We start from the raw sequence: 12197 nt of genomic DNA on the forward strand, positions 1-12197 counted from the left end.
GCCTCAAACTTTAAACCCTAGTTCATAAAAAGAGCTAAAATTCAAAATACTAAGCCCATGCTTATTGAAAAATAAAAACTGACAATTTAGCTAAAGGCAAGCCACAATCAACCTCTACGACAACTCAACTCAACTCAACTCAACTCAACTCAAGTATATCGTCTCACTTTAAAACGAATATTCTTCAACATGAATTGTGCGATAGATGATGAGCACTGCGCCTCCTAAATCAAAGGAAAAAAAAAGCAGATCAATTGATCTGCTCATTTCCAACACGTTGACGGAATTTTTGTCCCGCACGGAAGGTCACTACACGACGGGCAGAAATCGGAATTTCTTCACCCGTTTTCGGGTTACGGCCTGGGCGTTGACGTTTATCACGCAACTCGAAGTTACCGAAACCTGAGAGTTTAACTTGTTCCCCAGAGATTAGCGCTTGGCTAATCTCATCGAAGAATAACTCGACCATTTGTTTTGCTTCACGACGGTTTAAACTCGTGAGCTCACTTAAATGATCAGCCATTTCTGCTTTTGTTAATGCTGTCATGAAGCCCTCAATGTCGCCTGGTAAGTGTTTTCCAACACCTGAAGTATGTTATCCATACCGGTTTTGATTTCAGCATCTTCTAATGTACGTGTTGGATGTTGCCATTGAATTGCAAATGCCAATGAGCGCTTGCCTTCTTCGACACCTTGACCAGTGTACACATCGAATAACCAAACTGCGTCTAAAAGCTCACCGCCGGTTTTTTCGATAAGTTGCTGAATTTCACTAACATTAATCTTATCACTAATTAAAAGCGCAATATCACGTCGAACCGACGGAAAACGTGATAATTCTGTAAAATTAGATACATAAGTTTGCAAAACAGCCGATTGATCTAATTCAGCGACCCAAGTAGTCGCCAAATCCAACTCATCTTCTAAAGATGGGTGTAAACGACCAAAATAACCAATTGATTGACCATTGACTAAGATTTCAGCAGATTGACCTGGATGCAACCAGGTACGCTCTGAACGTACATATTCAACATTTAAACGTGCAGAATTTAAAATCTCTTCTACATCGCCTTTAAAGTCAAAGAAATCCATTGGCTGTGCTTTACCATGCCAAGATTCAGTTGTACGCGAACCTGTTGCAACCAGTGCAAAGGTTGGGATCTGTTTGAGATCATGAATGCTGTTCGCACCTTGATAATCAAAACGTAGACCAAGCTCATAGAAACGCACACGGTTTTGCTGACGGTTCACGTTGTATTGTACACATGGGATCAAACTTGATAATAAGGTTGAACGCATCACTGCAAGGTCGCTAGAAATCGGGTTTGCAAGCGCTAGTGGTTGAACCTGTGGATTCAATTGTTTCTCTAGTTTCGCATCTGCAAAGCTAAAGCTAATTGCTTCTTGATAACCCAAAGCCACTGCAGTTTGACGTAACTGAACCAATTCAAATTGGTCTTGGTATTTCGCCAGTTTGACGTCAATCACCGGCAAGCTAATTTGAATATTGTCGTAACCGTGAATACGTGCCACTTCTTCGATGAGGTCTTGATAAATCGCCATATCAAAGCGGTGTGATGGTGGTACAACTGTCCACTCACCTTCTGCTTTCACAGTGACATTACAACCCAAACGCGTTAAAGCATCGGTAATAAATGCAGATTCAACTTTATAACCGAGGAGTTGATCGACTTGCGCTTGGTTCAGTTCAATGGCTTCACGTTTTGGTAATAATTCAACTTTTTCAGCAACAGTAATTGGACCAAACTCACCACCAGCTAAATCAGCGATAAGCTGAGAAGCACGGTGCATTGCCGTCATCGGCAATTCAAAGTCTACACCGCGTTCATAACGCTGAGATGCATCAGTATGCAAACCAAAACTACGTGCACGACCTGCGATATAGAGTTGATCAAAGAACGCCGACTCAAGGAAAATTTCAGTGGTATCGTCAGAAACGGCTGAACTTAGACCGCCCATGATCCCTGCGATCGCCAAGGCTTTTTGATCATCCGCAATCACCATCACGTTTTCAGATAATTCAACTTCTTGTTCATTCAACAACGTTAATTTTTCTGCTGCTGTTGCTTGGCGTACACGAACTGAACCTTCAACTTTACCGCCATCGAATGCATGTAAAGGTTGACCCAATTCCATTAAAACGTAGTTGGTAATATCGACCAAAATACTGTGCTGACGAATGCCTGCACGAGCTAATGCACGCTCCATCCACTCAGGAGTTGGTGCTTTGGTATTAACGTTTTTGATCACTCGACCTAAATAGCGTGGGCAACCATCAGTTTCAACAACAACTTTCTTCTCATCAGTAATTGTTGCAGCAACTTCTTTAATTTCAGGGGCAGTCACAGGGAGTTGATTAATCACACCAATTTCACGTGCAATACCACGAATACTGAAACAGTCACCACGGTTTGGCGTGATGCTGATATCAATCACATTGTCATCAAGATCTAAGTATTCACGAATATTTGTGCCTACAGGAGCATCTGCAGGAAGCTCCAATAGACCGTCGATTTTGTCTTCAAGATCAATTTCAGACGCACCGCACAGCATGCCTTGTGATTCAACACCACGAAGCTTGCCTTTTTTAATTTTGAAATCGCCCGGAAGTACTGCACCAATGGTTGCTACAGGAGCTTTCATGCCTACACGTACGTTTGGAGCACCACAAACGATTTGTAACGGCTCGCCTGAACCGATGTTTACAGTAGTGACACGTAAACGGTCAGCATCGGGATGTTGAACCACTGTTAAAACTTCACCGACTACTACACCAGTAAATGGTTTTGCAGCAGGAGATAAATCATCAACTTCTAAACCTAACATGGTCAGTTGGTCAGAAAGTGTATCGCTATCAATGGCTGGGTTAACCCATGTACGCAACCAATTTTCGCTAATTTTCATTTATAAAAACCTATATATCTAAATTTCTAATCCCCTCTAGCGCCCCTTTAGAGAAAGAAGACGAACCCTAAGTCATGATGGACAACCCCTCTCCTTTCAGGAGAGGTTAGGGAGAGGTATAAAACTGTTTAAGCAAATTGGCGTAAGAAACGCACATCATTTTGGTAGAACATACGCAGGTCATTAATGCCATAACGCAACATTGCAAAACGCTCTACACCTAAACCGAAGGCAAAGCCTTTGTATTTTTCTGGGTCAATGCCAGCGGCTTGTAAAACGTTTGGATGCACCATACCGCAACCCAAAACTTCCAACCATTTACCACGTTCATCCATGATATCCACTTCCGCACTTGGCTCTGTAAATGGGAAATAAGATGGACGGAAACGCACTTTCAAATCTTTTTCAAAGAATTCATTTAACAAGTTCACCAACAAACCTTTAAGCTCTGCAAAGCTAGTGTTTTCAGCCACATACAAACCTTCGATTTGATGGAACATTGGAGAATGCGTTTGGTCCGAGTCACAGCGATATACACGACCAGGACACACAATACGGATTGGTGGCTGCTGAGTTTCCATGGTACGAATTTGCACGCCTGAGGTATGCGTACGAAGTAAATGATTCGCATCAAAATAGAAAGTGTCGTGCATCGCACGTGCAGGGTGATGACCCGGAATGTTCAATGCTTCAAAGTTGTGATAATCATCTTCAACTTCTGGACCAGTCGCAACAGTAAAGCCAGCTTTGGTAAAAAATTGGCAAATACGTTCTTGAACTTGGGTCACAGGGTGAATACTACCCACCGTTTGACCACGGCCGGGTAAAGTAATATCAATCGTTTCGCTAGCAAGCTTTTGTTCTAATGCAGCTTTTTGTAATTCAGCTTGACGAGCAGTCAGTGCGCCAGTAATCGATTCACGAACGGCATGAATTTGAGCACCAAAAACTTTACGTTCTTCTGGGTCCATTTTACCGAGCGACTTCGATTGTTCCGCGAGCTGGCTTTTCTTCCCTGTAAATTGCACTCGCACTTGGTCGAGTGTAGCAAGGTCCTCTGCTGCTGCAATCGCAGCGAGCGCTTCAGTGGTCAGGGCTTCCAGTGACATAGTAACTCTCAAAGCAACAATTTAAAAAAATAATATAAACCCCTTATTCTAACAGTTTTTAGCCGTTATGATGAAGCGCATTCACAAGTTAAAATTGCATTAGCATCAAGTTTTAAAAAAAGTATAAGATAAACACAATATCAATGGGATCCAATCTTTATGGCACTCGATCCAATCTGGAAACAACAGCTCACACTCGTCACTTATGGCAATGAATTTCTCAACCAAGGTTTGAGTTTTCAACGTTGGTTGAATCACCACATTTTTGATCAGCACAGTTTCCATTTTCGTGATTTGCTATCACAGCATTTATTGGCTCAACATTTCCAAATTTGGCTAGAAGGCTTAAAAAAACACGGGGTACAACGCTTAAGTTTACATAGCTCTAGCTTGCTAAATGATGAACAAAATCCGAATGCTAACGTTGAACTTCTTCCCTTTGCCCATTTTATTGTGAGCCACGAACAAAATAAAAAGCAGGCATGGATTTTTGGTAAAGAACTTGCCGAGTGGTATAACGCAGAAAATGACTATGAAGCACCTGTATCCCAACAACTACAAATACGTCGCGAAACTTTTTGGCGCTATGAGCTGAACCATAAACTCATTAAACGCATCGAAGCAGATATGCAGTTACCCAAATGGGATGATATTCATAACTTCACTGAAGCAGAATTATTTTTGCAAAAACCGGCGGAAGGTTTTATTGAGCCGGAGGTGTTAGGCACACCTTATTATGGTACGCAGCCTGATCTAAGCAGCGAATCGAATGAATCTACAAAACTTGCACTCTTGCCAACGGATGCACAAGCGGATTTCGCACATGATAGCTTACATCGCTTAGATGCATTAAACCGCCATATTCAGTCTAAAATTCAACATCCCTATCACGCAGATGGCAGCATCTATACACCTGAAGAACAGTTAAATTTGCGCCATTTTGCTCAAAAAACTGAAGATTTAACGGCAAAATTTATTGTTAAAGTCGCCAATCACTATAAAACTGCACATTTAACTCCTGTAGTCGAAAGCTCTCCTCTCGATGGATTTAAAACTGAGCAAAGAAAATCAAATCCTCAGCATGCACACCCAGCTAACTCGCCTCATAAACCCGGTGCAGGAGGAGTGATTACCTTAGTTATTATTACGGTAGTGATTTGCTTATTGGCTTATTACTTCGGACTTTAACTGTATAAATATCATCAACACTAAAAAGCCCTTCTCATAGAAGGGCTTTTTTATAAACATACTTCTGTATGAAAGATTTCAAAATTATGAGGTCGTTAAATAATTAAATGGACGAATTTCTAATCGAACGCGATGCTGATCGGCATGTTGATTAATATAATGACTGACCGAGACTACTTCCTCCTCAAGCTCTGCGTCTGCACCATACATGATTTTGACCGCCTCACCTTTGCGGGGAATCATTTCGAGCTCTACAGTAATGCTACCTTGACCCATACCAACTATTTCAGCCAACATTTTATTTTCCTTTTGTTCTTTTCTATCCATACATTAGGCATGTCGCAAAGCGCGGTATAAAGATTATTTCTGTAACTTAACTGCACTTTTTATTGATAAAACATCAAAACTTAAACATCAAAAACATAAGAGTCCAATTGTTCTAAAAATGCATCAACTGCATTTGCAGACTTTAAACGAATCCATTGAATATGTTGATATTCAGGTGCATTCATCATCTGTAGATATTTTTCACGATTCTTTTTATGGGTCTTAATCATCCACCAGACAATGGAATCTCGACCAAACATCCGCCACAAACTTTCCTGATTATTTGAATCTGGCCAAAGATCTTGTTTGGACTTAGCCCGAGAAAATGCGCGCCTTACAGAGCGGTATAAATTGACTGGAAACGGAAGGTCTAACCATATCACCGTATCTATTTCAGACCATTTAACAGGAATCGTTCGAGTATAGTTGCCATCAATAACATAACCATTTTTCGCTTTGGCAATTTCAGCTTCGATACGTGCAAAAAAGATTTCGTCAGGACACTCCTGCCAATCATCTAGCCAAAATAGATTATCCAGTTCTATATAATTTAGTCCTAATTTGTCCGACAAAGCTCTGGAAAAGGTTGATTTTCCAGTGGCCGATGTACCGACTACGTTTATTCTTTTCATTGTCATGATGATCTACTTGAGTCTGGTGAATCTACTTCAAGATAACAGCATTGGATCTGTAGGTTAACTTTTATTCTTCACGATAATCCAAAAGATCTGCATCGATATTGATAAAGTCAGGCTTTGGGGTTTGTTCAAATTGAACGGCTAATATATCTGACTGATTAGCAATGCATGCTTTTGCGACTCGATGCATACCATCCATCACTCGACCACTGGCACATAAAATAATGGGATAACTTAAGTCCGCAGCATTTACCAATTGCAGATATTCAATAATTTGCTGTGTGGTCGGTGCAGATTTTGGAAACCAATAAGCTTCGTTCAACTCTTGAATGTCATTTACAGGGATTTGCTGAATCTTAAAATTTTGACTGAGTTTTACTAAACGATGTACATCCCAAATATACGTATCATCACCCACTCGGCGGAAGTGATACTATTTGCGCATCAAGCAGTTACCTTTTAAATCAAATTAAAGCTAAGATAGCTTACAATTGAAAAATAAAAAAATGCTTCATTATGATAGATCATTACGAGCAATTTATTCTTGGTTTGCAATATAACGCTCAACGCTTTTTTAACCAGAAAATTTACTATGACGAGATTTTGCACCCATGGTGCGGCCAAGCTTGCGACATTTTCTTGATTCGCGATTTCAAAACCAATGCATTACTACATGACTCAGTTGATCATTTGATCATGTATATGGCTGAAAAGCGGATTAGAACATGCTCACTTTATCCATTTGATCTTCTTTTTGAGCATGCAAAACTTAATCAACATCCTCATTTTGAGTTTGTAAAAACCAACTACCCTCTTGCTGTTTTCCACAACAATTTAAATCAAGCCTTTGCACTGGTTCAAATCCAATCTGAAACGAAAATTTTAGATATCAGCCCTATTGGTGATCCTCGGGAGTTTTGGGGTGCAAGTTCCACACAATTTCATGACGCATTCGGACTGTTTACATTAATTGAGCTCAATCAACAACAGCGGAACGAATGCTTTTGCTTTGATAAAAAATCGAGTTGGAGCAGTTTAGTAAATAGCATTCAACTGGATTTATTTGAACATCCGTTTTCTACCCACATTCAGCCTCAATTTAAACTAATCCATAATTTGTATTATTATGGCCTTCTGGATGACTCACTCCCTCTTTTGGAGAATCCTCAAGCTTCACCTCAAGTTGGATTAAGTCTGCTTGAAATGCTCAATTCAATCGAAGCTGCTATCCAAAATTTAAAACATATAAAAAACGAAAGCTCACCGATCCATTTATTTACAACCGAAGAATATGCACAACTATTGGATTATGAGTACAAACTGTCAGAACACCATGTAGATGTCACGTGCTATACAGCCAATCATTTCAACCGCGAAAATTTAGTCAATGATGAAGAGAAAGCTTTACTCAAAAAACTACAGAAAAAATACCCCAAAGTTAATTATTTCAAGTCAACATCTGATCAAGCTCTTTCCGCCACCAACACTTCAACAGATAAAGAGCCTGAAAAACCATGGGTTGTATTTTTTTCTTTAGTTTTAATTTTTGCCATGCTATTCGCTTTACTTTATGGCTTTTATTTACTTTTTAAACAATTTGAGTTTATAAAATTTGCCGCAATCACAATTGGCATCATTGTGTTTTTAGCCATATGGTCGAAAAAATAAGATGTCTAATCAACTTCGTCCATAAAAAAAGACCGCTAAAAGCGGTCTTTTTTTTAAGTCATAAAGACTTATGCAGCTAATGCATCTTTAGCTTTAGAAGCTAAAGCAGCAAACGCAACTGCGTCATGCATAGCGATGTCAGCAAGTACGCGACGGTCGATAATCACTTGAGCTTTTTTCAAGCCAGCGATCATACGGCTGTACGACAAACCATTTTGACGAGCACCAGCATTGATACGCGCAATCCATAGAGCACGGAATTGACGTTTCTTTTGACGACGGTCACGGTAAGCATATTGACCTGCTTTGATTACTGCTTGGAACGCTACGCGATATACGCGTGAACGAGCGCCGTAGTAACCTTTAGCACGAGCAAGAATTTTTTTATGACGGCGATGAGCCTGTACACCACGTTTAACACGAGCCATTTATAATCTCCTTAGATGTATGGGCACATACGGCGAACTGAAGCAACGTCACTTACGTGAACCATTACACAGCCGCGTAATTGACGGATACGCTTAGCAGATTTTTTGGTCAAAATGTGTCGTTTGAACGCTTGGTGACGTTTAAAACCGTTTGCAGTTGGCTTGAAGCGTTTAGCTGCACCACGGCGAGTTTTCATCTTAGGCATAAGAACCTCTTTTGAACACCTGTTCGGCACGTCTGCACCATTGCAAAGACGCCCTGCAGGTAAGGGAGCGAGTATTCTAAAGCATCTTTGCTCAAAACAAAAGCGAATCTTTCTACCGAATATCGAACTTAATTAATTTTCTGATATAGATTTTCCGATGATTTTATAAGCGATGCCCAATAAGGCTTATATAATGTCGGCACGCCAACTATTAATGTCCATTATGAAACCTGCACAGGATGCTTTTGCAGCCCTACGTTATCGGGATTTCTCGATTGTTACGCTTAATCAATTTTGTCTGACCTTAGCCATTTTGATTCAAGAAATTATTGTTGCTTACTCACTGTATCAAATCACTAAAGACCCGCTAACACTGGGCTTAATTGGTTTGGCCGAAGCAATTCCATTTATTGCTCTCTCTTTGTGGGGAGGATACTTTGCAGATCGTTTCAATAAACAGACCATTATGAAAATTTGTCTGTTTTTTTCTGTACCGATGCCACTGATTCTTTGGGGGTTATTTCACCAATATGGTCTCGGCCAAATTGATGTCACCCAACTGTCTTGGGGTATTTATGCGGTCATTTTTGGGCTTGGAACGATCCGTGGTTTCTATAATCCCTCGGCAACGTCGCTTAAACCTTTTTTAATCCCGCGGGAGCTCTATGCCAATGGTGCAACATGGACAACGATTGGTTGGCAAAGTGGTGTGATTATTGGGCCAATGCTTGGCGGTTTTATGTTGGCATTTTTAGGCCGTGAAACCAGTTTACTCAGTGTTGCGGCGCTACTGACGGTTTGCTTCGTTCTCATTAACCTACTCAATAAACGCAGTTTCCCTAAAATTGAATCTGACAATTTAAAAGATAGTTTAAGTGAAGGTTTTCGATTTATCTGGAAGACCAAAATTGTCCTTTGGGCGATTTCACTCGATTTAGTTTCTGTGCTTTTTGGTGGCGTGATTGCCCTCTTACCGATTTTTGCCGAAGATATTTTAAAAGTGGGGCCTGAAGGTTTAGGCTACTTACGGGCAGCACCATCCATTGGCGCCCTGATCACCATGATTGCATTGACCAAATTCCCTCCAACTCATCATGCATGGCGTAATATGTTATTGGCTGTAGCGGGTTTTGGTATATTTACCATTTTATTCGCATTTTCAAGCAATCTTTGGTTATCACTCTTTGCACTGGCAATGACTGGTGCATGTGACAGCATCTCTGTGGTGGTTCGCCAAACTATTTTACAGCTCTATCCGCCGGAAAATATGCGTGGGCGTGTTGCCGCGGTGAATGGCATGTTTGTTTCTAGCAGTAATGAACTTGGAGCTTTTGAATCTGGATTGGCTGCAAAATATATGGGCACGATCATGGCGACAATCTTTGGTGGCTGTATGACCATGGCTGTAGTTGCAATCAGTTGGGCAAAAACCCGTGACTTGTTTGGGATCGACATTACCCATCAGTCAAAAAAATAATGGCATATTTTCCATTTAAACCTTGCCAGTATTTCCAATACAGGAAATACTGCGCAGCAATATCGACGCATTCATCACTCACTTTGTGATCTTAGAATAGACTTATGAAACAATATCTGTGCTTAACCCTTTTGGCCTGCGCTCCATTTTCTACAGCGTTTAGTGCTTCAACCAAAACCCATCAACTTCCGGCACAGAATATTGAAGTTGCTCCTGCGCATTTAACCACGCGTTTAAATTGGTCGGTTTTCCCAAAACCAGTATATGCCAATGAAGACCTCAAGCAACGTGATCGCGCAGCCATTATTCGTGTCACAGCGAATGCAAAAGGTACAATTACCGATGCAAGTGTTGAAGAAAGTACAGGTGTCGATCAACTCGACCGAATCTTAATTTCTGCTGTCAAAAAAGCTAAAGTCAAACCACATTTAGAAAATGGTGAAGCCAAAGCCATTATTGGCTATCAAGCGTTTAATTTGAGAGTTAAAGGCAATACGCCTGAATGTGATTTCAACTTTGATTCAAAAGTTTGGAATGCACAAAGTGCAGATAAGAAAACGCCATTCCAATATGTATCTCAACCAAAATTAGATCTCACTACTCATGAATTGAAACAGCACGATCGTAAAGTCAAATTTAACTTTAAAGTGGATAAACACGGACAAGTAAAAAAGGTGAAGATCAAGCAAGGCTCTGGCATTTATGCACTCGATCAGAAAGTCGTTGAAGCATTGAGAAATAGTCAGATCTCGGTTAAACGTACTGCGAGCACCCTTTGGATCTACAAAAAGTCGAACTTTAAAGATGAAATTCAATTTAAAGTGAATGGCTGTAAATAAATAATAGATTCAACATTTCAAACAGGGATTGAATCTTTCAATACCCTGTTTTTTTATTTCAGAAAAAACCTAAAAATATAAGATAAATACAGAGATAACGCCCGGTTTTCGCTACGGTCACCATGAACACAAAGCGCCAGAAGTTTTCTTTCATTAAACCCGCAATTAACGTAATTGGGTCTCCAATCATCGGCAGCCAACTCAGTAGCAAAGACCAATAGCCATATTTGTGATAAATGCCCTGTGCCTGCTGCATTTTTGGCTCTGACACGGGAAACCATGTTTTATTTTTATAATGTTCTACTTTTAAACCGAGCCACCAATTCACACAAGAACCGAGGATATTTCCGATACTGGCCACCACAATCAGCAGCCATGGATTATGTTGACCATAGCTCAACAATCCGAGCAATACGGCTTCGGACTGTAAAGGAAGTAAGGTCGCAGCCCCAAATGCCGCGAAGAATAAAACTAAAAACGACCACATCGAAAAGAATGCTTAGAGACCTAATTTTTTCTTCGACTTCAAATATTCAAAATTTGACCAAAGCACTGCTGCAACAATTACAACGATTCTCGACCATTTATATTGTGAAGAAATCGGTTCAATCGCAGCTCGCATCAAGTTTTGATCTTTGGTATGTAAATCTGCAAGAATATTTTGAACATGCACAATTTCAGCGACAAATAGCACTAAGCAGCCTGCAATACCAAAAATAATACTCCAATAGATTCTTGGGTTATTTTCAACAATACGGGTAAAATTTAAGAAAAAGTCTTTCATCGCAAAATCGTCCAACTAAGCCGTCAACAACGCGTTCTTTCGGCAGCGCCGCATTCTAACACAGCGTTAGAATTTTCTTCCGTCCTATCTAAGATCTTAAGGTGAGTCTTTCCGAACTTTACTTTTATACATGAGACTTCTAATCTGCCACGCAAATATTGAATAATTTTAACTCACTTTATGAAAAAAATTCTTTGCTTAAGTTTTATCGTGTTATTACAAATTTTGACCGCTTTATATGCACAAAGTCCTTCTGAAGTTGCCAAACAACACGTGATTACACAAGATCAAATGATTTGGCAAAAGCGACCTTTCTTTAACTTCAACAATGACGACCTGGGCAATCAAAATCGTGACCTTAGTTTTAAATTGTATGTTTTAGCCACCGGCGAAGTTCAAAAAGCTGAATTAATCAAAAGCTCTGGACTTACACACATTGATAAGCGGGTTGAGCAGTCACTTTTACGTGCCAAGTTCAAACCTTATATCGAAAATGGTGTAGCCTCCCCCTTTGTTGCCTTACAGCCCTTCTCACTCAAGACCCTGAAAGAAAACCAAAGACCTTGGTGGAAAAAGCTTCTATTCATTTCATAAAAAAAAGAGCATGT

15 protein-coding genes are annotated in these 12197 nt (G+C 40.2%); 5 read left to right on the plus strand and 10 right to left on the minus strand.

The features are described 5' to 3' along the window. Window positions 1-250 precede the first annotated feature (250 nt). From FTT92_RS06855 to pheS, 3 genes are all read right to left on the minus strand, one after another. On the minus strand, window positions 251-547 hold the full coding sequence (locus FTT92_RS06855; protein WP_004783565.1) for an integration host factor subunit alpha: 297 nt from the start codon (window positions 545-547) through the stop codon (window positions 251-253). Then, window positions 544-2925 carry a phenylalanine--tRNA ligase subunit beta gene (gene pheT, locus FTT92_RS06860; protein ID WP_180171726.1) on the minus strand — a complete coding sequence of 794 codons (2382 nt, stop codon included), beginning with the start codon at window positions 2923-2925 and terminating at the stop codon, window positions 544-546. Before pheT ends, FTT92_RS06855 begins: the two co-directional genes overlap by 4 nt. Window positions 2926-3053: 128 nt before the next feature. Then, on the minus strand, window positions 3054-4034 hold the full coding sequence (gene pheS / locus FTT92_RS06865; protein ID WP_180024390.1) for a phenylalanine--tRNA ligase subunit alpha: 981 nt from the start codon (window positions 4032-4034) through the stop codon (window positions 3054-3056). Between the two features lie 159 nt (window positions 4035-4193). On the opposite strand from pheS, the gene FTT92_RS06870 reads away from it, so the two are divergent. Next, a complete protein-coding gene (locus FTT92_RS06870; protein ID WP_180171727.1) occupies window positions 4194-5222 on the plus strand; it encodes a hypothetical protein in 1029 nt (342 codons plus the stop codon). Window positions 5223-5306: 84 nt separating this feature from the next. Here the strand turns inward: FTT92_RS06870 and FTT92_RS06875 are convergent, their stop codons facing one another. The 3 genes from FTT92_RS06875 to FTT92_RS06885 all read right to left on the minus strand — a co-directional run bounded on the left by FTT92_RS06875 (window position 5307) and on the right by FTT92_RS06885 (window position 6605). Next, window positions 5307-5519 (minus strand): hypothetical protein, encoded by a 213-nt coding sequence (locus FTT92_RS06875; RefSeq protein ID WP_180171728.1) that lies wholly within the window; start codon window positions 5517-5519, stop codon window positions 5307-5309. Window positions 5520-5629: 110 nt separating this feature from the next. Next, window positions 5630-6181 carry an adenylate kinase gene (locus tag FTT92_RS06880; protein ID WP_180171812.1) on the minus strand — a complete coding sequence of 184 codons (552 nt, stop codon included), beginning with the start codon at window positions 6179-6181 and terminating at the stop codon, window positions 5630-5632. Between the two features lie 70 nt (window positions 6182-6251). Continuing rightward, the gene (locus FTT92_RS06885) at window positions 6252-6605 is read right to left on the minus strand and encodes a hypothetical protein (protein ID WP_373684100.1); all 354 of its coding nucleotides are present in this window, start codon (window positions 6603-6605) and stop codon (window positions 6252-6254) included. A gap of 98 nt (window positions 6606-6703) precedes the next feature. Between FTT92_RS06885 and FTT92_RS06890 the strand changes: the two genes are divergently transcribed. After that, window positions 6704-7855, plus strand: coding sequence for a hypothetical protein (locus FTT92_RS06890; RefSeq protein WP_180171729.1), 1152 nt, complete (start codon window positions 6704-6706; stop codon window positions 7853-7855). Between the two features lie 68 nt (window positions 7856-7923). On the opposite strand, the gene rplT is transcribed toward FTT92_RS06890, so the two are convergent. Together rplT and rpmI are read right to left on the minus strand one after the other, a co-directional pair. Next, entirely contained in the window at window positions 7924-8283 is a 360-nt protein-coding gene (rplT, locus tag FTT92_RS06895) for a 50S ribosomal protein L20 (RefSeq protein WP_004647525.1), read from the minus strand. A gap of 11 nt (window positions 8284-8294) precedes the next feature. Continuing rightward, window positions 8295-8489 carry a 50S ribosomal protein L35 gene (rpmI, locus tag FTT92_RS06900; protein WP_065994397.1) on the minus strand — a complete coding sequence of 65 codons (195 nt, stop codon included), beginning with the start codon at window positions 8487-8489 and terminating at the stop codon, window positions 8295-8297. Window positions 8490-8712: 223 nt separating this feature from the next. Here rpmI and FTT92_RS06905 point away from each other — a divergent pair, with 223 nt between their 5' ends. Both FTT92_RS06905 and FTT92_RS06910 read left to right on the plus strand, forming a co-directional pair. After that, the gene (locus FTT92_RS06905; RefSeq protein ID WP_180171813.1) at window positions 8713-9966 is read left to right on the plus strand and encodes an MFS transporter; all 1254 of its coding nucleotides are present in this window, start codon (window positions 8713-8715) and stop codon (window positions 9964-9966) included. Window positions 9967-10070: 104 nt separating this feature from the next. After that, a complete protein-coding gene (locus tag FTT92_RS06910; protein ID WP_180005031.1) occupies window positions 10071-10805 on the plus strand; it encodes an energy transducer TonB in 735 nt (244 codons plus the stop codon). Window positions 10806-10863: 58 nt separating this feature from the next. Here the strand turns inward: FTT92_RS06910 and FTT92_RS06915 are convergent, their stop codons facing one another. Both FTT92_RS06915 and FTT92_RS06920 read right to left on the minus strand, forming a co-directional pair. After that, window positions 10864-11292, minus strand: a complete 429-nt coding sequence (locus FTT92_RS06915; protein WP_180171730.1) for a YqaA family protein — start codon at window positions 11290-11292, stop codon at window positions 10864-10866. A gap of 12 nt (window positions 11293-11304) precedes the next feature. Further along, window positions 11305-11589, minus strand: a complete 285-nt coding sequence (locus FTT92_RS06920; RefSeq protein ID WP_078192639.1) for a hypothetical protein — start codon at window positions 11587-11589, stop codon at window positions 11305-11307. Between the two features lie 210 nt (window positions 11590-11799). Here FTT92_RS06920 and FTT92_RS06925 point away from each other — a divergent pair, with 210 nt between their 5' ends. Then, window positions 11800-12183 (plus strand): energy transducer TonB, encoded by a 384-nt coding sequence (locus tag FTT92_RS06925; protein ID WP_180171731.1) that lies wholly within the window; start codon window positions 11800-11802, stop codon window positions 12181-12183. Window positions 12184-12197 lie beyond the last annotated feature (14 nt).

The organism is Acinetobacter sp. YH12023 (assembly GCF_013420135.1).
Classification (GTDB): Bacteria; Pseudomonadota; Gammaproteobacteria; order Pseudomonadales; family Moraxellaceae; genus Acinetobacter; species Acinetobacter amyesii.